The organism is Pseudomonas sp. B611 (assembly GCF_055407965.1).
On sequence record NZ_JBUZST010000007.1, the window covers coordinates 178582 to 203833 of the forward strand.

The window sequence follows — 25252 nt, forward strand, 5'->3', positions numbered from 1 at the left end:
CGTTTATGACGGCCAGAATAGACAGTGAATGATAAAGTTGCCTCTTTATCCTTTAAAGGAGCAGGGCAGTGCGTAAAGTAGCGATGGCAATTGCGGTGTTGGCATTGGCCGGTTGCGGTGAAGGCAAGCGTGTCGATGCCCCCAAGGCCAAGCCTGCCGTGACCGAAAGCCAGCCACAAACCGGTACGATTGCCGCCCAGGAGTGGGATGTGCGCGTAGGCCCGCCGGACCACAAGTTGCAGGCTATTACCGACCTGACAGCGTGGTTGCTGGAACATGGTTTCAATTTTTATATCGTGAAGGTCGACGGCAAGGACGAAGTGTTCCTGGGGCCTTTCGCAAGCAAGGCTGAGGCTGAGGCCAAGCAGGCGTTGCTTAACGAGAAGATGGCCCGCGCCAAAAAAACCGATACCGAGTCACAGGTTGTCGAGCACAAGGCTGCGCAATAAGGGCTGGTTGGGCGGGAGTCCCGCCCACGTTCAACCGCAGGCCTTGAGGTTTACCGGGCCGACAAATTCATTGCCGCGCCCCATCACGCAGGCCACGGTCTGGTTACGCTGGCGCTCCCAGGTTTGCACCGGGTAGGTCTTGTTCCAGGCTTCGTACAACTGACGGTCCTGTTTCGACAGGCGCAAGCCGTATTGCTTGCTCATGTAAAAGTAAGTGCGCGCAATCATCCCGCGAACCGAGGGGCGCGGCATGACTTTCTTGGCCTTGAAGTCCACCTGGGTCAAGCATGATCCGTACTGCCCGCGTTGCACGGGCAGCCAGCCAAAACTGAAGTTGTTACGGTCCCCGTTGACCTCGCCGATGCTTGGCACCAGGTTGTGCAGGTCGGCTTCGGCGCGCTTGAATACATCGTCATGGCGCGTGCAGTTTTTGCGCCCGCCGTTTTGCCAGCATTGGCGCTGATGCCCGATCTGCCAGGCTGGGACAATATGCTCCCACTCGATACGCGCAGCGCGGCTGGCGTTTTTGCGTGGGATGTAGCCGCAGGCTTTCAGGTCCACGCGGTTGCCAGTGTATTTGCAGCCGCAATAAAACTCGGTGGATTGCGGTGCGTAGAGCTTCCAGGCGACTTTCTTGGCTTCGCTGAACGTGCGAGGCGCTTGTGCGTGGGCGGTGATGGAAAAAAACAGGCAGCACATAGCAATAAAGCGGGCACTCATTGAATCAATCTTCCTTCGGCACAACCCAGAAAATCTGCACGCCGCCATCATCCCGGTAGGCAAGGGTGACGTTGTCGTTCTCTGCGATTTCCTCCAGCAGGCGCTGCCACTCATCCTCAGGTTCATCCGGCAAGCGGAAGATCAAGGCTGCCTTGGCTTTCTGGGCGTTGGTCGAATTGATGATCTTTTGCACACGAATGGCCAGGCGTTCGTAAGCACCAGGTGGGGTTTGTGCTGCGGAAGAGGACTTTGCCACAGGGGGCTCCTTAGATAAGCTGTACGTGCATACAGTATTTAACTGCGAGCAATTTCGCAACTGCTTAAAATTCAGGAAGTTCTTCTGATACCGACTTGGGCGGTTTGGTGTAGGAAGGGGCGGTTCTAATGGTGGGCATTTGCGAAGGGAGGCAGGGGCGGGTAGGCCGCCCCTGCCGGGGTGTCACCAGGAATCAATATTCCCAGAACATCCGTTGCAGCTCTTTGCTGTCCTGGGTCTTGGTCAGGGCGACCATCGCGAGGATGCGGGCTTTTTGCGGGTTCAGGTCATGGGCGACCACCCAGTCGTACTTGTCGTCAGGTTGTTCGGCGTTGCGCAGAACGAAACCGCCAGCATTCACGTGGGAAGAGCGAATGATCTGCACGCCTTGTTTACGCAGTTCCTGCAGGGCAGGGACAACCTTGGAAGACACCGAGCCATTGCCGGTGCCGGCATGGATGATGGCTTTGGCGCCAGCCTGGGCCAGGGCCTTATAGGCCGTGTCGCTCACGTTGCCGTAGCCGTAGGCGATTTCAACGTCGGGCAGGCTCTTGATGTTCTTGATGTCGAATTCAGAATCCATGGTGTGGCGCTTGGCTGGCAGGCGGAACCAGTAGGATTTGCCCTCAACCACCATGCCCAGCGGGCCCCATGGGCTCTTGAACGCTTCGGTCTTGATGTTGACCATCTTGCTTACGTCGCGACCCGATTGGATTTCGTCGTTCATGGTCACCAGCACGCCTTTGCCGCGTGCATCTTTGCTGCCAGCCACGGCCACGGCGTTGTACAGGTTGAGCATGCCGTCTGCCGACATGGCGGTGCCTGGGCGCATGGAGCCGACCACAATGATTGGCTTGTCGGTTTTTTCTACCAGGTTCAGGAAGTAGGCGGTCTCTTCCAGGGTGTCGGTGCCGTGGGTGATCACGATGCCGTCCACGTCCTTGCTGTCGGCCAGTTCGGCGACGCGACGACCCAGTTGCAGCAGGTTGTCGTTGTTGATGCTCTCGGATGCAATTTGCATCACTTGCTCGCCGCGCACGTTGGCGATCTGGCTAAGCTCAGGAATACCGGCGATCAATTGTTCGATACCGACCTTGGCTGCCTGGTAGGTGGCACTGTTGGCCGAGCTGGCGCCGGCGCCGGCGATGGTGCCGCCGGTGGCGAGGATCACCACGTTGGAGAGTTTGGTCTTGGTTTCAACTTCCTTTGCCTGGGCGGCAACGGGGAACAACAGCAGGAGGGCCAGCGCGCCCGGAACAATGTTCTTCAATGCAGATTTCATTATTTTTCTCTCTGGTTTTTGATGAGTGCTGGTGCAGGTTCATCTAGAGCGCCCGGGCGGTTCTGAACGCCGCGAGGTGCAGGGAAAGAGCAGGATCTGTACCAGCCTCACCAGGTTTTCATTCATAAAATAAGATATTGATTTATATGGAATAAATTCGGTTTTTTGAATTTCTTCAGCGATACGTTGTCCGGCTTTCCGAACAATTGGGCAGTAGCGCGTTCGGTTGTCCGAAAAAATGATCGAATCTTCCCCGGGGGTGTGCGACACCAGCCTCGCAGCCTGTCGTTTTAGAGAACGACCAGGCACCGGCGATGTTTAAGAGTGCCTCTGCGCCGCGTGAAGGTTGAGGCTAGAGGGCTCGCATGAAAGCGTGCTGGAGACCGTTGACAAATCTCGACAAGGTTCTCATAGTTTCAATAACGCAAACGTTTGCGAGATGTTTCGTTGCAGGCGTTGCTTACAATAATCATAAGATCGGAGTGAACCCATGAAGCTGCCATTCGCTGGACGTCTTCTTGCTGTCGCTGTGCTTGCTGCCGCATCCGCTGCTCTACCTCTCTCCTCGGCATTTGCCGATGACGCCGCCAAGCCAAAGGTTGGCCTGGTGATGAAGTCCCTCGCCAACGAATTTTTTGTCACCATGCAAGACGGTGCAAAGGCCTATCAGAAGGACCACGCCGCCGATTTCGACATGATCACCAACGGTATCAAGAACGAAACCGATACCGCCGCGCAGATCGACATCGTCAATCAGATGATCCTCGCCAAAGTTAACGCCATCGTCATTGCGCCCGCCGACTCCAAGGCGCTGGTCACTGTGCTGAAGAAAGCCTCCGACGCCGGTATCAAGGTCGTGAACATCGACAACCGCCTCGACCCGGACGTGCTGAAAAGCAAAAACCTCGATATCCCCTTCGTCGGCCCCGACAATCGCAAAGGCTCCAAGCTGGTGGGTGACTACCTGGCCAAGCAACTGGCTGCGGGCGACAAGGTCGGCATCATTGAAGGTGTACCGACGACCACCAACGCCCAGCAGCGCACCGCTGGCTTCAAGGATGCGATGGATGCGGGCGGCATGAAGATCGTTTCCACTCAATCGGGTAACTGGGAAATCGACCAGGGCAACAAGATTGCGGCGGCGATGCTGAGCGAAACACCAGACATCAAGGCCCTGCTGGCCGGTAACGACAACATGGCCCTGGGCGCAGTCTCCGCTGTCCGCGCGGCGGGCAAGGCCGGCAAAGTGCTGGTTGTAGGTTATGACAATATCGAAGCCATCAAGCCGATGCTGCTAGATGGCCGTGTCCTGGCGACCGCCGACCAGGCTGCGGCCCAGCAAGCTGTGTTCGGTATCCAGAATGCACTCAAGCTGGTCAAGGGTGAGAAAGTCGATGCCAAAGATGGCGTGATCGAAACCCCGGTCGAACTCGTCCTCAAGAAGTAATCCTGGCAGCACCCAACAGCGCCCGCTCATGGTGAGCGGGCGCCTGGAGATTTTCCTATGTCATCTTCCGCCCCGAACGCTGTCCTCTCGGTCAGCGGTATCGGCAAGACCTATGCCCAACCGGTTCTGTCCGACATCACCCTGACGCTCAATCGCGGTGAAGTGCTGGCGCTGACCGGTGAGAACGGCGCAGGTAAAAGTACCTTGTCGAAGATCATCGGCGGGCTGGTCACGCCGACCACCGGGCACATGCAATTCAACGGGCAAGACTATCGCCCGGGCAGTCGCACCCAAGCTGAAGAGCTGGGGGTGCGCATGGTCATGCAGGAACTCAACCTGCTGCCGACGCTCACCGTGGCCGAAAACCTGTTCCTGGATAACCTGCCCAGCCACTGTGGCTGGATCAGCCGCAAGCAACTGCGCAAGGCGGCTATCGAAGCCATGGCTCAAGTCGGCCTCGACGCCATCGACCCGGACACGCTGGTTGGCAGCCTGGGCATTGGCCATCAGCAGATGGTCGAGATCGCGCGCAACCTGATCGGCGACTGCCATGTACTGATCCTCGACGAACCGACGGCGATGTTGACCGCCCGTGAAGTCGAGATGCTCTTTGAACAAATCACCCGCCTGCAGGCCCGGGGCGTGGCGATCATTTATATTTCGCACCGGCTGGAAGAACTCGCCCGGGTTGCCCAGCGCATTGCGGTACTGCGTGACGGCAAGCTGGTGTGCGTCGAGCCGATGGCCAACTACAACAGCGAGCAACTGGTCACCTTGATGGTCGGCCGCGAGCTGGGTGAACAGATCGACCTGGGCCCACGTACCCTTGGCGCGCCTGCGCTGACGGTAAAAGGCCTGACGCGCTCGGACAAGGTTCGCGATGTGTCCTTTGAAGTGCGTGCCGGTGAGATCTACGGCATTTCCGGCCTGATCGGCGCAGGCCGTACAGAGCTGCTGCGCCTGATCTTCGGCGCTGACCTCGCCGACAGTGGCACCGTGGCACTCGGCTCGCCGGCCCAGGTGGTAAGCATCCGCTCGCCGGTAGATGCAGTGGGCCATGGCATCGCCCTGATCACCGAAGACCGCAAGGGTGAGGGCCTGCTGCTGACGCAATCCATCAGCGCCAATATCGCCCTGGGCAACATGCCGGAAATTTCCGGCGGTGGCGTAGTCAACGGTCGTGATGAAACTGCGTTGGCCAAGCGTCAGATCGATGCCATGCGCATCCGCAGTTCCAGTCCGGCGCAGTTGGTGTCCGAATTGTCTGGCGGCAACCAGCAGAAAGTGGTGATTGGCCGCTGGCTGGAGCGCGACTGCTCGGTAATGCTGTTCGATGAGCCAACCCGCGGTATCGACGTGGGGGCCAAGTTCGACATCTACGCTTTGCTGGGCGATTTGACCCGCCAGGGCAAAGCGCTGGTTGTCGTGTCCAGCGACCTGCGTGAGCTCATGCTGATCTGCGACCGCATCGGTGTGTTGTCCGCCGGGCGCCTGATCGAGACCTTCGAGCGTGACAGCTGGACCCAAGACGAATTGCTTGCCGCCGCCTTTGCCGGCTATCAGAAACGTGACGCGCTGCTAAACGACGCAGTGCTTAGGGATACCCCATGAAAACCACCACTTCTCCCGGTAAAGCGGGCGGCAACTTCTACGGGCTTGGCACCTACCTGGGCCTGGCGGGTGCCTTGTTGGCGATGATCGCGCTGTTCTCGGTGCTCAGTGATCACTTTCTGTCCTACGACACCTTCAGCACCCTGGCCAACCAGATCCCGGACCTGATGGTGCTCGCGGTCGGCATGACCTTTATCCTGATCATCGGCGGCATCGACTTGTCGGTGGGCTCGGTGCTGGCATTGGCGGCGTCGGCGGTCAGCGTGGCGATCCTGGGGTGGGGCTGGAGCGTTGTGCCAGCCGCCATACTCGGCATGGCCTGCGCTGCACTCGCCGGTACTATCACCGGTTCGATCACGGTGGCGTGGCGCATTCCGTCGTTTATCGTGTCCCTTGGCGTGCTCGAAATGGCCCGTGGCGTGGCGTACCAGATGACGGGTTCGCGCACGGCCTACATCGGTGATTCTTTTGCCTGGCTGTCCAACCCGGTGGCCTTTGGTATTTCGCCGTCGTTCATCATTGCGTTGCTGGTCATCATCGCGGCGCAATTGGTGTTGACCCGCACGGTGTTTGGTCGCTACCTGATCGGTATTGGTACCAACGAAGAAGCGGTGCGTCTGGCAGGGATCAATCCAAAACCCTACAAGATCCTGGTGTTCAGCCTGATGGGGCTGCTGGCGGGTGTGGCGGCGCTGTTCCAGATTTCGCGGTTGGAAGCGGCAGACCCGAACGCGGGTTCCGGCCTGGAGCTGCAAGTGATCGCGGCGGTGGTTATCGGCGGGACTAGCCTGATGGGTGGGCGTGGTTCGGTGATCAGCACCTTTTTTGGTGTGTTGATTATTTCGGTATTGGCCGCTGGCTTGGCGCAGATCGGTGCTACGGAGCCGACCAAACGCATCATCACCGGTGCGGTGATTGTGATTGCGGTGGTTCTCGATACCTATCGCAGCCAGCGCGCCGGTCGGCGGGGCTGAGCCATGGCGACGATCAAGGATGTGGCAGCGCTTGCAGGTATTTCCTACACCACGGTGTCCCATGTGGTGAACAAGACGCGCCCGGTGAGTGAGCCAGTGCGCATCAAAGTCGAAGCGGCGATCAAGCAGCTCGACTACGTGCCCAGTGCTGTCGCGCGTTCGCTCAAGGCCAAGACCACGGCCACGATTGGCCTGTTGGTGCCCAATAGCCTCAACCCGTACTTTGCCGAACTGGCCAGGGGCATCGAGGATTATTGCGAGCGTAATGGTTACTGCGTGATCCTGTGCAACTCCGACGATAACGCAGAAAAGCAGCGTAACTATTTGCGGGTATTGCTGGAAAAGCGCATCGATGGCTTGATCGTGACTTCCGTAGGTGGCGATGACAGTGGCCTTGCCGCTGGCTTGAGCGCCGTGCGCACGCCGATGGTCATTGTCGACCGGGCGCTGCAAGGCATTGATGTCGATCTGGTGCGCATTGACCACGAGGAGGGCGGGTACCTGGCGACCCGGCACTTGCTAGAGTTGGGCCACCGCGACATCGCCTGCATCGGCGGGCCGGCTCACACCCGCGTCGCGCAGATGCGCCTGGCGGGTTATCACCGTGCGCTGTCCGAGGCGGGCGTAGAGGTGGTGGCCAATCGCACCCAGGAAAGCGATTTCACCAGTACGGGCGGTTATGCTGCCGCTGTGCAATTACTGGCACAAAATCCGCCCAGCGCCATTTTTGCCAGCAACGACATGATTGGTTTCGGCGTGTTGCGTGCGGCCGCCGAGCGCAATATTCGCGTGCCTGGCGAGCTGTCGGTGATTGGTTTCGATGACATTCAAATGGGCCGCTACGTGTACCCGGCGCTGACCACGGTCGGGCAGTCGATCGTGCAACTGGGCGAGACGGCGGCGGAGCTTTTATTGCGACGAATTGCGACACCCCAACTGCCGATCGATCAACGCATCGTGAAGCCGAGCATTGTGTTGCGCGAGTCCACGGCACCCGTCGCCGGTGTGTTTGCCCAATACCGCTGAACCGAATTGATGAGTATTGATGTATGTGCGCAAACGTAGTGGTAGTAGGCAGCTTGAATATGGACCTGGTCACCCGCGCCAGCCGGTTGCCGCGTGCCGGAGAGACCCTGATTGGCCAGACGTTCTCCACGGTGCCTGGTGGCAAGGGTGCCAACCAGGCAGTGGCGTCGGCGCGGCTGGGCGCCGAGGTGGCGATGGTTGGCTGCGTCGGCAGCGATGCCTATGGTGTCCAGCTGCGTGATGCGCTGCTGGTGGAGGGCATCGACTGTCAGGCCGTCAGCCGCGTGGACGGCTCCAGCGGCGTGGCGCTGATCGTGGTGGATGACACCAGCCAGAATGCGATTGTGATCGTCGCCGGCAGCAACGGTGAATTGACGCCCGCCTCGTTGCAGGCGGCTGACGCGGTGTTGCAGGCGGCCGATGTGATCATCTGCCAGCTCGAAGTGCCGATGGCGACCGTGGGCTATACGCTCAAGCGAGGTCGTGAGCTGGGCAAGACCGTGATCCTCAATCCAGCGCCGGCCAGCGGCCCATTGCCTGCGCAGTGGTATGCCTCGATCGATTACCTGATCCCCAATGAAAGCGAAGCCACGGCGCTGAGCGGTGTGACAGTCGATTCCCTGGAGAGCGCCAAGCTTGCCGCGACGCAACTGATCAAGGCGGGGGCCGGCAAAGTCATCATCACCTTGGGTTCCCAGGGCGCGCTGTTTGCCGACGGCCAGGCTTTTGAGCATCTTCTGGCGCCCAAGGTCAATGCGGTGGATACCACTGCGGCGGGCGACACCTTTGTTGGTGGTTTTGCCGCGGCGCTGGCCAACGGCAAAAGCGAGGCCGAGGCCATCCGTTTCGGCCAGGTCGCGGCCGCGCTGTCGGTGACCCGCGCCGGCGCGCAACCCTCTATTCCTACGCTGCACGACGTACAAGGTTTTGTACCCTCATGAAAAAGACCCCATTGCTTAATATCGCCCTGTCGCGCGTGATCGCCTCCCTGGGGCATGGCGACATCCTGGTCATCGGCGATGCCGGTTTGCCCGTGCCGCCGGGTGTCGAGTTGATCGACCTGGCGCTGACCCAGGGCATTCCTGATTTCATCAGCACCTTGCGCATTGTGCTCAGTGAAATGCAGGTGGAAAGCCACGTGTTGGCGCAAGAAATCCTGCACAAGCAACCGCCGGCGCTGGCCGACCTGAACACGCTTGCCGAGCAGGCGGCGCTCGGTGAGCGGCGTCTGCTCAGCCACGAAGAGTTCAAGCAACTCAGCCGCAAGGCGCGTGCCGTGGTGCGTACGGGTGAGTGCCAGCCTTATTGCAATATCGCGCTGGTGTCCGGCGTAACCTTCTAGAGTGTCCCCACAACAAGGAGTGTTTTATGCAACGTAGTCTTCCAACCCTGAGAAATCTGTTTCGGAGTGTTCTGCTCTTGTCCGCACTCACTGCAGCCAGCGCCCACGCGGCGGAAAAAATCGACCTGATCATTGATACGGATCCCGGTGCTGACGACGTGGTGGCGTTGCTGTTCGCCATGGCCTCGCCGGAAGAGCTGAGTATTCGTGCGCTGACTACCGTCGCCGGTAACGTGCGTCTGGACAAGACCTCACGCAACGCGCGGCTGGCCCGCGAGTGGGCGGGGCGCGAGGATATTCCGGTGTACGCCGGTGCGCCCAAGCCGCTGCTGCGCACACCGATCTATGCCGAGAACATCCATGGCAAGGAAGGCATCTCCGGCGTTACCGTGCACGAGCCGAAAAAAGGCCTGGCCGCCGGCAATGCCGTTGACTATCTGATCAAGACCTTGAGTACCGCCAAACCCCACAGCATCACCATTGCCATGCTGGGCCCGCAGACCAACCTGGCGTTGGCATTGACCCAGGCCCCGGAAATTACCCAGGGCATCAAGGAAGTGGTGGTCATGGGCGGTGCGCACTTCAACGGCGGCAATATCACGCCGGTGGCGGAGTTCAACCTGTTTGCGGACCCGGCGGCGGCAGAGATCGTGCTCAAGAGCGGCGTGAAGTTGACGTACCTGCCACTGGACGTGACCCACAAAGTGCTGACCAGTGACGCACGGCTGAAGAAGATTGCCGACCTGAACAGCAACGCCAGCAAGGTCGTGAGCAACATTCTCAACGAATACGTCAAGGGCGACATGGAGCACTATGGCATCCCGGGTGGCCCGGTGCATGACGCCACCGTCATTGCCTACCTGCTCAAACCGTCACTGTTCAGCGGTCGCCAGGCCAATATGGTGGTGGACAGTCGCGAGGGCCCGACTTTCGGCCAGACCATTGTCGATTGGTATGATGGTCTCAAGCAGGAAAAGAACGTGTTCTGGGTTGAAAACGGCGACGCTCAAGGCTTCTTCGACCTGCTGACCGAGCGCCTCGCGCGTCTCAAGTAATACCCTTGCCGGTCGGCGCTCGCCGGCCGGTTCTTATTCGCGCTCGGGGTCGTGCGCGCCCATGTGGTCGGCCGGGTATTTTGCAAATACCTGGGCGATGAACGCCTGCGCCGCCTGGGTGCCCAGTTCCTTTACCAGCAGGTCGATGCCGATGATCGCCAACTCCTCTGTGCTTCCTGGGCTATAGGAGCTCTGCCCTTGGGGCCACTTGGCTTTGATGTCGGCTTGCAGCGTTACGGTGGTCATGAAGGTCTCACGGGGCTGAAATACTGGGCAGTGCGCTGGAGCGCAGCTCTTACGCCGGCAGTTAACCATTTTGTATCGTCTTTGGCACTGATACTTAGGCATAAGGCGCTTCGGGATGAGTGAAGTGCTGTGCGACACTGTCCGCCTGTTTAATTGCCGGGGAACACCGCGTGCAGATCGATTTGAACAACCCCGCGAACTTGACCTTGGCCGCCGTGCGCCAACTGATCGCCAGCGCCAGCGACGATGAACACACCCAATTGCGGGTCACCAAGGCCGGTATTGCCTATATCTCTTCCGGTAAAGCAGTGGGGGGCGTGGACATCGACGGCTTGTTGTTTCGCCTTGAGACCTGGGCCAAGGGGGCGGGCTATGTCGGTAATGTGGCTGCCAGCGACGAAGTCTGGGTCATGCAGATTTTCAATGCACTGAAGCAGAACTGGCCGAAGCCGCCGTTTGACTACATTGACGTCTACTGAGTACGTTCATATCTGGTGACGATTGATCGGGCGTATGCCGATCGAGAGTCAGGCAGACTTGCCGTCCGGCGGTTTACGTCTTGAAACCAATCCGCCTCACAGCTGTCGCACGATCTCTGTCCATTTTTATCATAGGAGGCTTCATGCCTTGGAAGCTCGCATCATTCGGCACTTTGTTGGCAGCACTCGCGTTGGCGGGTTGCAGCACCCCGGGTGCCTCTGAGCCAGGCAAAGACGCCGCCGTGGCCGATGCTGGTCATAGCCGCTGTGAATCGAAAGCCGCTGAGTTCACGATCGGCCAGAAAGCCTCGCCTCAGTTGCTGGAGCAGGCCCGTACCCGGGCCGGTGCTCAGAACGCGCGGATTCTCAAGCCTAACGACATGATCACCCTGGAATACCGCTCCGACCGCCTGAACCTGAACACCGATGACAACCTGGTGATTACGCGCGTCAACTGCGGCTGATCGTTTCCAGCTTTTGCAGCGCCCATAAAAAACCCCGTCACATGGACGGGGTTTTTTTTAGCTCAGCGGAGAATTACTCGCCGCGAACCTGTGCAGCTTGCATACCCTTTTGGCCTTTCTCAGCCACGAAGGAAACGGTTTGGCCTTCTTTCAGGCTTTTGAAACCGTCGCTTTCGATAGCTTTGAAGTGTACGAACAGGTCGTCACCGCCACCTTGAGGAGTGATGAAGCCGAAGCCTTTTTCATCGTTGAACCATTTAACGGTGCCGGTTTGGCGATTAGACATGGTGTATCTCCAAGAAACATATATTTTCAGTAGTGCTGTGCTGCTCAGGCCAACTGGGCACACCGGGCTATCATAGTCGAAATGTTCGGCTTGGGAGCCCCCCCAAGGCATTGTTTGCTAATCAATAGCGTTGCGTTTAATGCCTGGTTTCGCTGAAAGCCCCGATCTACGGGGCTTTGGTGCGAAATATCAGCTGGTAAAAAAAGCCGTAAAAGCTGCGTAATTTGTGTGAAATAGCAGTTTTTGCGCTGTTTTTTCAGCGAAACGTCGGTCTGATCATTGGTCTTTCTTACTTTTTCTTCACAACTTTGCACGACGAAATAGCCGCGACCGCTTTGTTTTTAAGCTCGGGCTTGGCGTTCGGGTTTTTCATCAGTTCGGTGATTTCTGCCGTGGTCAATTCGGCATTGATCTTGTCAGCGCCGCATTCGCAGTGGTCTTTGGCGGTTTTGGCATCCACGTTCTGGCTGGCTGCGGCGCTGCAGTCGTTGACGAAACTGTCGCGGGCGCCGGCCGGCCAGTTCGACGGGGCCGCTGCCTGTGCGCCGAGGGACAGGAGGGTCAGGGAGGCAGCGAGAGCGAGGGTCGAGGTGAAACGCATCATGGGATGCTCCTTTGGGTCGGGGACGAACGGCGATTCTCAGTGGGTTTGAGGCGCTGCGTACAGCTCAAGTTCCGTTTTGCAGCGACAAAGCCTGGAATTTGTCATTACCTGGCATGGCGTCGGCGCGATGACCGTTCATCTGTGCTAGCATCGGTGCCCTGGCTATTTCCAGGCGCGCCATTTGCCGCCTTGCCATGTTCTTTTTAGCTCACTCCAGTCACTCTGGTTCGATTATCGGTTGGCCGAAAGGCTCCTGCCGCTGTAAGGCAGGCGTTCATCTCTGAACGGCCTGGTGTTGGATCTTGTACTGGCTCATCCCAACCCACGTGACCTTTGGTAGGGGTCACCACTAGGAGAGGAGGCGCCATGCCAACTATTACTCTTCCCGACGGCAGTCAACGTTCATTCGATCATCCGGTTTCCGTAGCCGAGGTCGCCGCATCCATTGGTGCTGGCCTGGCCAAGGCCACCGTGGCCGGCAAGGTCGACGGCAAACTGGTTGATGCCAGTGATCTGATCACCTCCGATGCCAGCCTGCAAATCATCACCCCCAAGGATCAAGAAGGGCTGGAGATCATTCGCCACTCTTGCGCTCACCTGATTGGCCACGCGGTCAAGCAGCTGTACCCGACGGCGAAAATGGTGATCGGCCCGGTCATCGATGAAGGCTTCTATTACGACATCGCCTACGAGCGTCCTTTCACTCCGGACGACCTGGCCGCCATCGAACAGCGCATGCACGCCCTGATCGAAAAAGATTATGACGTGATCAAGAAGGTCACGCCGCGCGCCGAAGTGATCGACGTGTTCACCGCCCGTGGCGAAGACTACAAGCTGCGCCTGGTGGAAGACATGCCGGACGAGCAGGCCATGGGCCTGTACTACCACGAAGAATATGTCGACATGTGCCGTGGCCCGCACGTGCCGAACACACGCTTCCTGAAGTCGTTCAAGCTGACCAAGCTGTCCGGTGCCTACTGGCGCGGCGACGCAAAGAACGAGCAACTGCAGCGGATCTACGGTACTGCCTGGGCTGACAAGAAGCAGCTGGCTGCCTACATCCAGCGCATCGAAGAAGCCGAAAAACGCGACCACCGCAAGATCGGCAAGCGCCTGAACCTCTTCCACCTCCAGGAAGAAGCGCCGGGCATGGTGTTCTGGCACCCGAACGGCTGGACCCTGTACCAGGTGCTTGAGCAGTACATGCGCAAGGTGCAGCGCGACAACGGCTACCTGGAGATCAAGACTCCCCAGGTCGTTGACCGCAGTCTCTGGGAGAAATCCGGGCACTGGGCCAACTACGCCGACAACATGTTCACCACCCAGTCCGAAAACCGCGACTACGCCATCAAGCCAATGAACTGCCCTTGCCACGTGCAGGTGTTCAACCAGGGCCTGAAGAGCTACCGCGAGTTGCCGATGCGCCTGGCCGAGTTTGGTGCTTGCCACCGTAACGAGCCATCGGGTGCGTTGCACGGCATCATGCGTGTGCGCGGCTTCACCCAGGACGACGCCCACATCTTCTGCACCGAAGAGCAGATGCAGGCTGAATCCGCTGCGTTCATCAAACTGACCATGGACGTTTATCGCGATTTCGGTTTCACCGACGTCGAAATGAAGCTGTCCACTCGTCCGGAAAAACGCGTCGGTTCCGACGAGCTGTGGGATCGCGCCGAAGCAGCATTGGCCGCAGCGCTGGACAGTGCGGGCCTTGCGTACGATCTGCAGCCGGGCGAGGGCGCTTTCTACGGTCCGAAGATCGAGTTCTCGCTGAAAGATTGCCTTGGCCGCGTCTGGCAGTGTGGTACCCTGCAGCTCGATTTTAACCTGCCGATCCGTCTGGGAGCCGAATACGTCTCCGAAGACAACAGCCGTAAACACCCGGTTATGTTGCACCGGGCGATCCTCGGCTCGTTCGAGCGGTTCGTCGGGATCCTGATCGAGCACTACGAGGGTGCATTCCCTGCGTGGCTGGCGCCGACCCAGGCAGTGATCATGAATATCACTGATAAACAGGCAGATTTTGCCGCTGAAGTTGAAAAAACTCTCAACGAAAGCGGGTTTCGTGCCAAGTCCGACTTGAGAAATGAAAAGATCGGCTTTAAAATCCGCGAGCATACTTTGCTCAAGGTTCCCTATCTTTTGGTTATCGGAGATCGGGAAGTCGAGATGCAGACTGTCGCTGTGCGTACTCGTGAAGGTGCTGACCTGGGCTCGATGCCCGTCGCCCAGTTCGCTGAGTTCCTCGCGCAAGCGGTTTCCCGGCGTGGTCGCCCAGATTCGGAGTAATTATTATTAAGCGTGAAATGAGACAAGATAAACGAGCTGCACCGAAAGCCCCGATCAACGAGAATATCTCGGCACGCGAGGTTCGGTTAATTGGCGCTGACGGCGAGCAGATTGGCATCGTCTCGATTGATGAAGCGCTTCGTATCGCTGAAGAGTCCAAATTGGACCTGGTGGAAATCTCCGCCGACGCAGTCCCGCCTGTTTGCCGGGTGATGGACTACGGCAAATCGATCTTCGAAAAGAAGAAGCAGATTGCTGCGGCGAAGAAGAACCAAAAGCAGATTCAAGTAAAAGAAATCAAGTTTCGTCCAGGGACGGAGGAAGGGGATTACCAGGTAAAACTGCGCAACCTGGTACGTTTCCTGAGTGATGGGGACAGGGCCAAGGTATCCTTGCGATTCCGCGGCCGTGAGATGGCCCACCAGGAGCTGGGGATGGAACTCCTCAAGCGGGTTGAAGCTGACCTGCTCGAGTACGGTTCGGTCGAACAGCATCCTAAGATGGAAGGACGCCAACTGATCATGGTCATCGCCCCGAAAAAGAAGAAGTAATCAACAGGGCACGGCAGGCCTTCTGATTATGTTTATCAACTGAATGCGGAGTATCCGAACATGCCAAAGATGAAGACTAAAAGTGGTGCTGCTAAGCGGTTTCTGAAAACTGCTAACGGTATCAAGCACAAGCACGCTTTCAAGAGCCACATCCTGACCAAAATGTCGACCAAGCGTAAGCGTCAACTGCGCGGTAGCAGCTTGCTGCATCCGTCTGACGTGGCAAAAGTCGAGCGCATGCTGCGCCTTCGTTAATTTTTGGATCAAGACTAGAGGAAGAAACTCATGGCTCGTGTAAAGCGTGGCGTCATTGCCCGTAAACGTCACAAAAAAATTCTGAAACTTGCTAAAGGCTACTACGGCGCGCGTTCACGCGTATTCCGTGTTGCCAAGCAAGCGGTAATCAAAGCAGGCCAATACGCCTACCGCGACCGTCGTCAGAAAAAACGTCAGTTCCGCGCTCTGTGGATCGCTCGTATCAACGCTGGTGCACGTGTTAACGGTCTGTCCTACAGCCGTTTCATCGCTGGCCTGAAAAAAGCTTCCATCGAGATCGACCGTAAGGTTCTGGCCGAACTGGCAGTGAACGAAAAAGCGGTGTTTGCTGCGATTGTCGAGAAAGCTAAAGCCACTCTGGCTTAAGTACCCCCGACAATCACCCTGGGCTACTCCTGTAGCCCAAGGTGGTAAACGTCTTAAATAGGGGAAGAGCCTTCAAGCTCTTCCCCTATTTTGTATCTGGAGTCTGTACATGGAAAACCTGGACGCGCTCGTCGCTCAAGCTCTTGAGGCTGTGCAAAGCGCTGAAGATATCAATGCCCTGGAGCAAATCCGGGTTCACTACCTTGGCAAAAAGGGTGAATTGACTCAGGTGATGAAGACCCTGGGGAATTTGCCGGCTGAAGAGCGTCCGCAAGTCGGTGCGCTGATCAACGTCGCCAAGGAGCGTGTTACAGAGGTGCTCAATGCGCGCAAGGCGACGATGGAGGAGGCCGATCTTGCGGCCAAACTCGCCGCCGAGTCCATTGACGTGACCTTGCCTGGCCGCGGCCAGGCCTCGGGCGGCCTGCATCCGATCACCCGGACTCTGGAACGTATCGAGCAGTTCTTCACCCATATCGGCTACGGCATTGCCGAAGGCCCTGAGGTCGAAGACGACTATCACAACTTCGAGGCGCTCAACATCCCAGGCCACCACCCGGCCCGGTCGATGCACGACACCTTCTATTTCAACGCGAACATGCTGTTGCGCACCCATACCTCGCCGGTACAGGTCCGCACCATGGAAGCGAACAAGCCGCCGATCCGCATTGTCTGCCCAGGCCGTGTGTACCGTAGCGACTCCGATATCACCCACTCGCCGATGTTCCACCAGGTCGAAGGCCTGCTGGTTGATCGCGATATCAACTTCGCTGACCTCAAGGGCACCATCGAAGAGTTCCTTCGCGTGTTCTTCGAGAAAGAGCTGGCGGTACGTTTCCGTCCATCGTTCTTCCCGTTCACCGAGCCGTCCGCTGAAGTCGACATGGAATGCGTGATGTGCAGCGGTAAAGGCTGCCGCGTGTGCAAGCAGACCGGCTGGCTGGAAGTGATGGGCTGCGGCATGGTTCACCCCAACGTGCTGCGCATGTCCGGGATCGACCCGGAAGAGTTCTCGGGCTTTGCCTTCGGCATGGGCGTTGAGCGTCTGGCCATGCTGCGTTACGGCGTGAATGACTTGCGTCTGTTCTTCGACAACGACTTGCGGTTCCTCGCGCAATTTCGCTAGTCGTAACGAATCTTTAGGAGAGCAGGATGAAATTCAGTGAACAATGGCTGCGTGGCTGGGTAAGCCCGCAGGTAGGTCGCGACGAGCTGGTTGCCCGTCTGTCGATGGCCGGTCTTGAGGTCGATAGCGTTACGCCGGCCGCCGGTGTTTTCAGCGGTGTGGTCGTGGGCGAGGTGCTGAGCACCGAGCAGCACCCGGATGCCGACAAATTGCGTGTGTGCCAAGTCAGCAGCGGTGCGGAAACCTTCCAGGTCGTGTGCGGAGCGCCCAATGTGCGCCCGGGCCTGAAGATCCCATTCGCGATGATCGGCGCCGAGTTGCCGGGCGACTTCAAGATCAAGAAGGCCAAGCTGCGTGGCGTCGAGTCCAACGGCATGCTGTGCTCCCAAGCCGAACTGCAAGTAGGCGAGGGCAATGATGGCCTGATGGAACTGCCGGCTGATGCACCAGTAGGCCAGGACATCCGTGTTTACCTGGAGCTGGAAGACGCGAGCATCGAGGTCGACCTGACCCCGAACCGCGGCGACTGCCTGTCCCTGGCCGGCCTGGCCCGTGAAGTGGGTGCGCTGTACAACGCGCCGGTCACCCGTCCAGTGGTTGCCAGCGTGCCGGCTGTACACGACGAAGTCCGTCCGATTGAAGTACTGGCGCCACACGCCTGCCCGCGTTACCTGGGTCGTGTGATCCGTAACGTTGACCTGTCCAAGCCAACGCCGCTGTGGATGGTTGAGCGTCTGCGTCGCGCCGACGTACGCAGCATCGACGCTGCCGTCGATATCACCAACTACGTGATGCTGGAGCTGGGTCAGCCGCTGCACGCCTTCGATCTCGCCGAGATCAATGGTGGCATCCGCGTCCGCATGGCTGAAGAAGGCGAGAAGCTAGTGCTGCTCGACGGCCAGGAAGTCAGCCTGCGTGCCGACACCCTGGTCATCGCCGACCACTCCCGCGCCCTGGCAATCGCCGGCGTGATGGGTGGCGAGCATAGCGGTGTGTCCGCTACCACGCGCGACGTTTTCCTTGAAAGCGCGTTCTTCGACCAGATCGCCATCGCTGGCAAGGCCCGTTCCTATGGCCTGCACACCGATGCTTCGCACCGCTACGAGCGTGGCGTGGACTGGCAGCTGGCCCGTGAAGCCATGGAGCGCGCCACCGGCCTGCTGCTGGAGATCACCGGCGGCGAAGCCGGCCCGATCACCGAAACCGTCAACGAACAGTACTTGCCGTCCGTTGCGCCAATCACCCTGCGTGCCAAAAGCGTCGAGCAGATGCTGGGCCTGGTGATCGAGCCGGCTGAAATCGAGCAACTGTTGTCGGCCCTGGGCCTGGCTATCTCCGTGAGCGGGGAAGGGCAGTGGCACGTTGAAGTGCCAAGTCATCGTTTCGACATCAGCCTCGAAGTTGACCTGATCGAAGAACTGGCGCGCCTGTACGGCTACAACCGCCTGCCGGTTCGTTACCCGCAAGCGCGTCTGGCGCCACAACCCAAGGCCGAGGCGCGTGCGCACCTGCCTGAGCTGCGTCGCCTGCTGGTTGCCCGTGGTTACCAGGAAGCGGTGACCTACAGCTTCATCGACCCGAAGCAGTTCGAACTGTTCAACCCGGGCGTCGAGCCGCTGTTGCTGGCCAACCCGATTTCCAACGACATGGCGGCCATGCGTTCGTCCCTGTGGCCAGGCCTGGTGAAAGCACTTTCCCACAACCTGAACCGTCAGCAAGACCGCGTGCGCATGTTCGAAAGCGGCCTGCGTTTTGTCGGCCAACTCGATGGCCTGAAACAAGAGCCGATGCTGGCTGGCGTGGTGTGCGGTAGCCGTCTGCCGGAAGGCTGGGCGCAGGGCCGCGATGCCGTGGACTTCTTCGACGTCAAGGCTGACGTGGAAGCGGTACTGGGCTTCGCCGGTGCACTGGATGCCTTCACCTTCCTGCCAGGCAGCCACCCGGCGTTGCACCCGGGCCAGACTGCGCGTATCGAGCGTGAAGGGCGTTTGGTTGGTTTCGTTGGTGCCATCCACCCGGAACTGTCGAAAACCCTCGGTCTTGACCGTCCGGTGTTCGTGTTCGAGCTGGTCCTGGCTGAAGTGGCTTCTGGCAAGATGCCTAAATTCAGCGAGCTGTCGCGCTTCCCTGAAGTGCGCCGCGACCTGGCCTTGATCGCCGACCGTGAAGTGGCCGCCACTGCCGTTCTGGATGTAATCCGTGAAAATGCAGGGGAATGGCTGACAGACCTCAGGCTATTTGACGTCTATCAGGGTAAAGGTATTGATCCGCATAGAAAAAGCCTTGCAGTTGGCTTGACCTGGCAGCATCCATCGCGCACTCTTAATGACGATGAGGTGAATACCACGACACAAAATATCCTCACCTCGCTCGAACAAAGGTTGAACGCCACGTTAAGGAAGTGACGTATGGGGGCTTTGACGAAAGCTGAGATGGCGGAACGTCTGTACGAAGAGCTGGGTCTGAACAAGCGCGAGGCCAAGGAATTGGTCGAGCTGTTTTTTGAAGAAATCAGACACGCTCTGGAAGACAACGAGCAGGTCAAATTGTCCGGTTTCGGCAATTTTGACCTGCGGGACAAACGCCAGCGGCCTGGCCGCAATCCAAAAACGGGAGAAGAAATCCCGATCACGGCTCGCCGTGTGGTCACCTTTCGTCCAGGGCAGAAGTTGAAGGCCCGAGTTGAGGCTTATGCTGGAACCAAGTCATAACGACGAGCTACCCGTCATCCCAGGCAAACGCTACTTCACCATTGGTGAAGTCAGCGAGCTCTGTGCGGTCAAACCGCACGTGCTGCGCTATTGGGAGCAGGAGTTTCCTCAACTCAACCCCGTCAAACGCACCGGGAACCGTCGGTATTATCAGCGCCAGGACGTGCTGATGATCCGACAGATCCGCGCGTTGCTGTACGACCAGGGGTTCACCATCAGCGGTGCGCGCCAGCGTATGTCCGGTGATGAAGCCAAAGACGACACCACCCAATACAAGCAAATGATCCGCCAGATGATCGCCGAACTGGAAGATGTGCTGGTGGTTTTGAAGAAGTGATTCAAGCTTTTAAAATACTTCCACATTTCAAAAGCTTGCGGTATATTTCGGGTCGCTTCGTTAAGAAGCAAACCCAGTAACACGCCTAGTCGGGGCGTAGCGCAGTCCGGTAGCGCACTAGCATGGGGTGCTAGGGGTCGAGTGTTCGAATCACTCCGTCCCGACCATATTTTTCAGTGATTTAGGCCAATGCTCACAGCATTGGCCTTTTTCATGTGCGTGATTTTTGCGGGACTTCACGCCTGCCCCATGCACTCGGCGGCCGGACGCGAGCCCACGCCAAAGAAGCTGAACCAAATCCAGAAGAAAGCGGTTCACTCACAGCCCCGCCCAACGCGGGGTTCGTCGTATCTGGGGCGTCTGTCCCCATTACAGTGACTGCATAGCCGCCTCCATCACGGCATACCTTGTTACAACCATTCGCCCCTGGGCATAGTCGGTATAGAACTTCGGCCTTTTGTTCTAATCCTAATGCTAGGCGTGCTTGAAACCGTGAGCGCCTGCTGACAACCCATAGAGGTTCACAAAATGAAAATGACACTACCCGCCCTGGTTTTGGGCGCCCTCATTTCGCAAGGAGCGATGGCCGCCGGAGATGGCACAGCCGCTCTTGGAGGCGGCGTTGGTGGTGCACTTGGCAATATCGTAGGTCAACAACTCGGTGGCTCAACCGGCGCAGCGGTAGGCGCAGGTGTTGGTGGTGCAGCCGGTAGTGCTGTCGGCGCTCAACGAGGCAACAGAGCGGAAGCCGCAATAGGTGGCGGTATCGGCTCAGCCGGCGGCTCGCTCATTGGTAATCGTCTCGGAGGCACAACGGGATCGACTATCGGCGCTGGTGTAGGGGGTGCAGCCGGCGGCGCGCTGGGGAATAACCTGGCAGATGATGAGAGTAGTCATAGATCGGATGGTAAGAAGCACAAAGGCAACAACAAGCATAAACACAAGAACAAGCATCGTTAGTGCCTGACGTTGTTACATTGAAGCCCGGCCCAGCGCCGGGCTTCTCGTTTCTGGCTTCGCTGTCTTACGCGAGCATTTCCTCGACATCTGCCAGGGTGGCATGCGGGACAACACTGTCAGGAATTCTCGAGATGTCAGACAGGTTGTAAACCCTGAAGTCATCACCGATAACCTTATCGGACATCAATTCGAACGACGGCAATATGCGCGTGAAGTAGTGTTGATCGAGCCCGCAGGGTGAGTGAGTGGATTCTGCGTTCTCGTAAAACCTGCCTGAGCGCTCGTCCAGATCAACGCCCACCAGAAAGACTTGGGTGAACCCCACATGGAACGCCAGCTGTATGGCCAGATAGGCCACGGTTCGCGCATCAAAAAAGCCCTCGCTCATGTCTTTGCTGAACCCCAGCGGTCTTTCGCGGCTGGGCAGCAAGGGATGATTGACGACCAATGCGTTGTGTTTGCCCAGCACAGATTCCAGCCAGGAAGGCCGCTTGGCTTTGGACAACGGGTAAAGCCGCCCCGTGGGGCGAACATGCGCAGATCGCGCGTGGTCTTCCCACAGCGCAACCCTCTGGCTGATTGCCATGGCGTGTTTGAATAAATCGGGCTGCTGTTCGGAGAAACTTCTGTCCGTGCAGGCGTAAAAGTACGGCTTGATGTCAGTGTCCAGAAACATCGAGATGGCGCCATTCATCGTGATCATTGGCACGTGCGCAAATTGCCCGAGGGGAAACGACTTGGCTGATGGTCCGGAGGCAATGATGAAGACTGCGCCCGACTCGGTGTTCCGGCAGGCTTCAAAATCGCTCAGGTCCAGAGCGTATTGGGTCGAGAGCCAGCTGGCGGTGAAGGGGGCGTGTAAAGCTTGCTGAGTGCTACCGGCATGCTCCATGGCGACGAAGGATGTCTGTTTCATCAGGCCCAACCTTGAAGTTAGAAGAAAGTTCTTACATCACCCGACCTTAGGAGGCATCGTTGAGTTCCTTCTTAAAACAAAGTTAATCAGCCTAAGCGCCGATTTTTGAGTGGGATATTTCCCAGAGTTGGCAGCATTCATGCGCACTCACCGTTACTTCAGCCCACAGACGGTGCGCTTTCTGAGCCATTTGGTAGCAATTTCCTACACAAGCGCTTGGCTTGACGATCGATATTTTCCCGGTACTCCATCCAAATCAATCACTTGGTTCATCCCCAGATTAGTTGGCACGCATCCTGCCTTTTTGTATTCGTGGATAATTGGATACAAAAATTCAAAAGGTGCTGCCGATGCAATTTGCCCCCGCTTACGTTGACCGCCAGCCCCTCACCGCCGAGGAGGAGGCCTACAACTTCCTGCTCGACGCCATTTGCAACGGCCGTTACCGCAAGGGCGACCGGCTGATTGCCGAAGACATCGCCAGCGAAATCGGCATGAGCCGCATGCCGGTGCGCGAAGCGTTTCGTCGCCTGGATGCCCAGGGCCTGGTGACGCTGCGGCCCAATCGCGGCGCCATCGTCAGCGGCCTGGATATCGACGAGTTGCACGAGGTGTTCGAGATGCGTAGCGCTCTCGAAGGCCTGGCGGTGCGTGTCGCAGTGGGGCGGATCGGCGAGCGCCAATTGGCTGCCCTGGAACGCATGCTCGACGAAATGGATGACTACCGCGACGAAAGCGCCGCGTGGGTCAGCCGTCACCGCGCGTTTCACGAATACCTGTGCAGCCTCAGTGGCCGCCCGCGTTTGATGAAGCAGATTTCGGCCCTGTACTCGCTGGTGGAAGCGCCTATGCGCCTGTGGTTGCAGCACGGCGACAAACCCCTCAGCGCCCGCCAGGAACACGCGGTGATCCTCGATGCCATCCGTGTCGGCGACGCTGCCCGCGCCGAAGCCGTGGTGCGTGAGCACATCGAAGGCACCGTGCCGGCGCTGATCCAGTTTTTGCAATCGGAAAAATAATCAGAGGTGGGCCCAAGCCCGCCCGTGTTTTGACTTTGAGTCCTGCCCCGTTAACCAACGAACTGGAGTGTCTGGTCATGCATAAACGCCGCGCCTTGCTGGTGGCTGTCTCCCTCGGGCTCTGCGCACAAGGGGCCGTTGCGGCACTCCAAGTGCCGGAGCGCTTGCAGAAAGTCGACAAACTCACCTACTGCTCGGGGATGGACTCGCCGCCCCTGGTGTCCTTCGATGAAGCACAGAAACCGCGCGGGCTGACCGTCGACCTGGGCCTCGAAATCGCCAAGCGCCTGGGCGACAAACAGGTGCAGTGGCGGGTGATCCCGTTCTCTGGCCTGGTGCCGGCCTTGCTCGCGCAGCAGTGCGACATGATTGTCGACCAACTGTTCGACAAGCCCGAACGGCGCCAGGTGATCGACATCGTCAACTACATGTATTCCAGCCAGTCGGTGGTGGTGCCCAAGGGCAACCCCAAGGGCATCAAGACCCTGGATGACTTGTCCGCGCACAAGGTCGCGGTGCTGAATGGCTCCACCATCAAGACCCTGCTCGACGCCCAGAACGAAAGCCTGGTCAAAGCCGGCAAGCCACCGATGAAACTGGTGGTGTACAACACCGACACCGACGCCTTCCAGGCCCTGCGCATCAGTCAGGTGGACGCCTACGGCACCACCGTGGAAACCGCCGGTTATTACGCAGCAATGGCCCCGGATCTGTTCGAGGAAGGCGTGCCGGCGTTCAGTCGCATCCTCACCGGCCTGGGCATGCGCAAGGACGATCCACAACTGACCGCCGCCGTGCAGCAGGTGATCAGCGATATGCGCAGCGACGGCAGCTACGTGCAGCTGTTGAACAAATGGCATGTCAGCAGCGACACACTCGACTGAGGCTGGGCGGCGATGAATTTCAATTGGGATGTGTTCTGGCAGTACCTGTTACAGCCCAGCGGGGTGTACCTCAACGGGCTCTGGCTGACGTGCCTGATCAGCGTGCTGGCCATGCTGTTGGGGTGCGCGCTGGGGCTGGCGGCGGCGCTGTTGCGTCTGTCGAAGAACCCGCTGTTGCACCTGCCGGTGCGGTTTTATGTGTGGTTGATGCGCGGCACGCCGCTGCTGGTGCAGATCGTGTTTCTGTACACGGCGCTGGCGGCGGGCGGGCTGTTTCGTTTCGAGGACATCGAGCTGTTCGGCCTGATTGTGCCCGGCAATATCCAGGCGGCCATCATCGCCCTGGGCCTCAACGAAGGCGCGTATATGGCCGAGATCATCCGCGCCGGCATCGGTGCGGTGGACAAGGGCCAATACGAAGCGGGGCGTTCCTTGGGCATGGGCTTCGCCAAGCTGATGCGGCGCATTGTGCTGCCCCAGGCGTTCCGCGTAATCGTGCCGCCGTTGGGCAATGAGTTCAACGTGATGCTCAAGAACACCACCCTGGTCAGCGTGATCGGTGTGCAGGAGTTGTTGCTCAGCACGCAGATGGTCACCTCGGCGACGTTCCGTGTGTTCGAGTTGTACCTGGTGGTGGCGATCTACTTCCTGATGCTCACCACCCTGTGGGGCTTTTTTCAGCGTTGGCTGGAAGCGCGTTTCGGCCAGTCCGACCGGCCTTCGGCGCCGCCACCGGCCTCCAGCCGCATGTTCGGGCGCAGCACCTTGAAACTGCTGAGGGGACGCTAACCATGGCGCATAAAAGTGACGAACTGATCATCGACGCCCAGGACCTGCACAAGTCGTTCGGCGACTTGCAGATCCTCAAGGGCATCTCCCTGCAAGTGCGACGCGGCGAAGTGGTGGTGCTGATCGGCGCCTCGGGCTCGGGCAAGACCACCTTCATCCGTTGCATCAACCTGCTGGAAGACATCCAGGGCGGGCGCATCCGCGTCAACGGCCGTGCCATGGGCTACCGCGAACGCAGCGACGGCAGCCTGGTGCGTGATTCGGAGCGCAACATCGCCCGCCAGCGCCGCGACATCGGCATGGTGTTCCAGCGCTTCAACCTGTTCCCGCACATGACCGCCCTGGAAAACATTATCGAAGCGCCCATCCACGTGCTCGGCACTCCGCGTGCCGAAGCCCTGGAGCAGGCGCGTGGCTTGCTCGCGCGGGTCGGCCTGGCGGACAAGGCCAACCATTACCCGTCGATGCTTTCCGGCGGCCAGCAACAGCGGGTGGCGATTGCCCGCGCCCTGGCGATGAAACCCCAGGCCATGCTGTTCGACGAACCCACCAGCGCCCTCGACCCGGAGACCGTCGGCGAAGTGCTGCAAGTGATGAAGGAGTTGGCCGAGGAGGGCATGACCATGGTGGTGGTCACCCACGAAATGGGCTTTGCCCGTGAAGTGGCCGACCGTGTGGTGGTGCTCGACCAGGGCGAACTGATCGAACAGGGGCCGCCGGAACAGATTTTCAGCCACCCCAGCCACCCACGTACCCGTGCGTTTCTCAGCCGCGTGTTATGACCTGA

Annotated in this window: 30 protein-coding genes and 1 tRNA gene; 24 read left to right on the top strand and 7 right to left on the bottom strand. The window is 58.8% G+C overall.

Going from position 1 to position 25252, the window contains the following annotated elements; translation table 11 throughout:
* The first annotated feature begins 83 nt into the window (after positions 1-83).
* On the top strand, positions 84-449 hold the full coding sequence (locus ACZRMO_RS17655; RefSeq protein WP_463973731.1) for an SPOR domain-containing protein: 366 nt from the start codon (positions 84-86) through the stop codon (positions 447-449).
* A 30-nt stretch (positions 450-479) separates the two neighbouring features.
* On the opposite strand, the gene ACZRMO_RS17660 is transcribed toward ACZRMO_RS17655, so the two are convergent.
* From ACZRMO_RS17660 to ACZRMO_RS17670, 3 genes are all read right to left on the bottom strand, one after another.
* Positions 480-1169, bottom strand: a complete 690-nt coding sequence (locus ACZRMO_RS17660) for an endonuclease (protein WP_124525719.1) — start codon at positions 1167-1169, stop codon at positions 480-482.
* A gap of 4 nt (positions 1170-1173) precedes the next feature.
* A complete protein-coding gene (locus tag ACZRMO_RS17665; RefSeq protein WP_017737837.1) occupies positions 1174-1425 on the bottom strand; it encodes a DUF1654 domain-containing protein in 252 nt (83 codons plus the stop codon).
* A gap of 193 nt (positions 1426-1618) precedes the next feature.
* Complete coding sequence (locus ACZRMO_RS17670) at positions 1619-2707, bottom strand: asparaginase (protein WP_026136927.1); 1089 nt, start codon at positions 2705-2707, stop codon at positions 1619-1621.
* 490 nt (positions 2708-3197) lie between these two features.
* On the opposite strand from ACZRMO_RS17670, the gene ACZRMO_RS17675 reads away from it, so the two are divergent.
* Genes ACZRMO_RS17675 through ACZRMO_RS17705 form a run of 7 tightly spaced genes read left to right on the top strand, consistent with a single transcriptional unit; the run spans position 3198 to position 10162 of the window.
* A complete protein-coding gene (locus tag ACZRMO_RS17675) occupies positions 3198-4154 on the top strand; it encodes a substrate-binding domain-containing protein (protein WP_463973654.1) in 957 nt (318 codons plus the stop codon).
* Positions 4155-4211: 57 nt separating this feature from the next.
* Complete coding sequence (locus ACZRMO_RS17680; RefSeq protein WP_257780964.1) at positions 4212-5765, top strand: sugar ABC transporter ATP-binding protein; 1554 nt, start codon at positions 4212-4214, stop codon at positions 5763-5765.
* On the top strand, positions 5762-6739 hold the full coding sequence (locus tag ACZRMO_RS17685) for an ABC transporter permease (protein ID WP_463973655.1): 978 nt from the start codon (positions 5762-5764) through the stop codon (positions 6737-6739). The genes ACZRMO_RS17680 and ACZRMO_RS17685 overlap by 4 nt, the downstream gene beginning before the upstream one ends.
* Positions 6740-6742: 3 nt before the next feature.
* Positions 6743-7765 (top strand): LacI family DNA-binding transcriptional regulator, encoded by a 1023-nt coding sequence (locus ACZRMO_RS17690; protein WP_463973656.1) that lies wholly within the window; start codon positions 6743-6745, stop codon positions 7763-7765.
* Positions 7766-7788: 23 nt separating this feature from the next.
* Positions 7789-8706: a ribokinase gene (gene rbsK, locus ACZRMO_RS17695; RefSeq protein ID WP_463973657.1), complete on the top strand. Its 918-nt coding sequence runs from the start codon at positions 7789-7791 to the stop codon at positions 8704-8706.
* Positions 8703-9107, top strand: a complete 405-nt coding sequence (rbsD, locus tag ACZRMO_RS17700; RefSeq protein WP_448183796.1) for a D-ribose pyranase — start codon at positions 8703-8705, stop codon at positions 9105-9107. The genes rbsK and rbsD overlap by 4 nt, the downstream gene beginning before the upstream one ends.
* 26 nt (positions 9108-9133) lie before the next feature.
* Positions 9134-10162, top strand: a complete 1029-nt coding sequence (locus tag ACZRMO_RS17705; protein ID WP_463973658.1) for a nucleoside hydrolase — start codon at positions 9134-9136, stop codon at positions 10160-10162.
* A 33-nt stretch (positions 10163-10195) separates the two neighbouring features.
* On the opposite strand, the gene ACZRMO_RS17710 is transcribed toward ACZRMO_RS17705, so the two are convergent.
* Complete coding sequence (locus tag ACZRMO_RS17710; protein WP_124525710.1) at positions 10196-10408, bottom strand: hypothetical protein; 213 nt, start codon at positions 10406-10408, stop codon at positions 10196-10198.
* A gap of 170 nt (positions 10409-10578) precedes the next feature.
* Here ACZRMO_RS17710 and ACZRMO_RS17715 point away from each other — a divergent pair, with 170 nt between their 5' ends.
* Both ACZRMO_RS17715 and ACZRMO_RS17720 read left to right on the top strand, forming a co-directional pair.
* Positions 10579-10887 carry a hypothetical protein gene (locus ACZRMO_RS17715; protein WP_463973659.1) on the top strand — a complete coding sequence of 103 codons (309 nt, stop codon included), beginning with the start codon at positions 10579-10581 and terminating at the stop codon, positions 10885-10887.
* Positions 10888-11030: 143 nt separating this feature from the next.
* Positions 11031-11351, top strand: coding sequence for an I78 family peptidase inhibitor (locus ACZRMO_RS17720; protein WP_463973660.1), 321 nt, complete (start codon positions 11031-11033; stop codon positions 11349-11351).
* Positions 11352-11424: 73 nt separating this feature from the next.
* Here the strand turns inward: ACZRMO_RS17720 and ACZRMO_RS17725 are convergent, their stop codons facing one another.
* Entirely contained in the window at positions 11425-11637 is a 213-nt protein-coding gene (locus ACZRMO_RS17725; protein WP_003234260.1) for a cold-shock protein, read from the bottom strand.
* A gap of 289 nt (positions 11638-11926) precedes the next feature.
* Positions 11927-12241 carry a hypothetical protein gene (locus ACZRMO_RS17730; RefSeq protein ID WP_017737825.1) on the bottom strand — a complete coding sequence of 105 codons (315 nt, stop codon included), beginning with the start codon at positions 12239-12241 and terminating at the stop codon, positions 11927-11929.
* Between the two features lie 366 nt (positions 12242-12607).
* On the opposite strand from ACZRMO_RS17730, the gene thrS reads away from it, so the two are divergent.
* From thrS to ACZRMO_RS17780, 10 genes are all read left to right on the top strand, one after another.
* Positions 12608-14530: a threonine--tRNA ligase gene (gene thrS / locus ACZRMO_RS17735; RefSeq protein WP_122773355.1), complete on the top strand. Its 1923-nt coding sequence runs from the start codon at positions 12608-12610 to the stop codon at positions 14528-14530.
* Positions 14530-15081 (top strand): translation initiation factor IF-3, encoded by a 552-nt coding sequence (infC, locus tag ACZRMO_RS17740; RefSeq protein WP_169850653.1) that lies wholly within the window; start codon positions 14530-14532, stop codon positions 15079-15081. The genes thrS and infC overlap by 1 nt, the downstream gene beginning before the upstream one ends.
* Before the next feature lie 60 nt (positions 15082-15141).
* The gene (gene rpmI, locus ACZRMO_RS17745; RefSeq protein ID WP_002553160.1) at positions 15142-15336 is read left to right on the top strand and encodes a 50S ribosomal protein L35; all 195 of its coding nucleotides are present in this window, start codon (positions 15142-15144) and stop codon (positions 15334-15336) included.
* A 30-nt stretch (positions 15337-15366) separates the two neighbouring features.
* The gene (gene rplT / locus ACZRMO_RS17750) at positions 15367-15723 is read left to right on the top strand and encodes a 50S ribosomal protein L20 (protein WP_003174975.1); all 357 of its coding nucleotides are present in this window, start codon (positions 15367-15369) and stop codon (positions 15721-15723) included.
* A 109-nt stretch (positions 15724-15832) separates the two neighbouring features.
* Positions 15833-16849: a phenylalanine--tRNA ligase subunit alpha gene (pheS, locus tag ACZRMO_RS17755; protein ID WP_017737822.1), complete on the top strand. Its 1017-nt coding sequence runs from the start codon at positions 15833-15835 to the stop codon at positions 16847-16849.
* A gap of 26 nt (positions 16850-16875) precedes the next feature.
* Entirely contained in the window at positions 16876-19254 is a 2379-nt protein-coding gene (gene pheT, locus ACZRMO_RS17760) for a phenylalanine--tRNA ligase subunit beta (RefSeq protein WP_463973661.1), read from the top strand.
* 3 nt (positions 19255-19257) lie between these two features.
* Positions 19258-19560, top strand: coding sequence for an integration host factor subunit alpha (gene ihfA / locus ACZRMO_RS17765; protein WP_002553164.1), 303 nt, complete (start codon positions 19258-19260; stop codon positions 19558-19560).
* On the top strand, positions 19541-19897 hold the full coding sequence (locus tag ACZRMO_RS17770; protein ID WP_010209127.1) for a MerR family transcriptional regulator: 357 nt from the start codon (positions 19541-19543) through the stop codon (positions 19895-19897). Before ihfA ends, ACZRMO_RS17770 begins: the two co-directional genes overlap by 20 nt.
* Positions 19898-19987: 90 nt before the next feature.
* A tRNA-Pro gene (locus ACZRMO_RS17775) sits at positions 19988-20064 on the top strand.
* Between the two features lie 361 nt (positions 20065-20425).
* Entirely contained in the window at positions 20426-20857 is a 432-nt protein-coding gene (locus tag ACZRMO_RS17780) for a glycine zipper domain-containing protein (protein ID WP_124525707.1), read from the top strand.
* A gap of 64 nt (positions 20858-20921) precedes the next feature.
* On the opposite strand, the gene ACZRMO_RS17785 is transcribed toward ACZRMO_RS17780, so the two are convergent.
* Positions 20922-21773 carry a lipopolysaccharide biosynthesis protein gene (locus ACZRMO_RS17785; protein WP_463973662.1) on the bottom strand — a complete coding sequence of 284 codons (852 nt, stop codon included), beginning with the start codon at positions 21771-21773 and terminating at the stop codon, positions 20922-20924.
* Between the two features lie 350 nt (positions 21774-22123).
* Here ACZRMO_RS17785 and ACZRMO_RS17790 point away from each other — a divergent pair, with 350 nt between their 5' ends.
* The 4 genes from ACZRMO_RS17790 (at position 22124) to ACZRMO_RS17805 (ending at position 25247) form a co-directional block, all read left to right on the top strand.
* A complete protein-coding gene (locus ACZRMO_RS17790; protein WP_463973663.1) occupies positions 22124-22792 on the top strand; it encodes a GntR family transcriptional regulator in 669 nt (222 codons plus the stop codon).
* A 77-nt stretch (positions 22793-22869) separates the two neighbouring features.
* A complete protein-coding gene (locus tag ACZRMO_RS17795) occupies positions 22870-23676 on the top strand; it encodes an ABC transporter substrate-binding protein (RefSeq protein WP_463973664.1) in 807 nt (268 codons plus the stop codon).
* Between the two features lie 12 nt (positions 23677-23688).
* Complete coding sequence (locus tag ACZRMO_RS17800; protein ID WP_017737070.1) at positions 23689-24465, top strand: amino acid ABC transporter permease; 777 nt, start codon at positions 23689-23691, stop codon at positions 24463-24465.
* Between the two features lie 2 nt (positions 24466-24467).
* A complete protein-coding gene (locus tag ACZRMO_RS17805) occupies positions 24468-25247 on the top strand; it encodes an amino acid ABC transporter ATP-binding protein (protein WP_124525702.1) in 780 nt (259 codons plus the stop codon).
* Positions 25248-25252 lie beyond the last annotated feature (5 nt).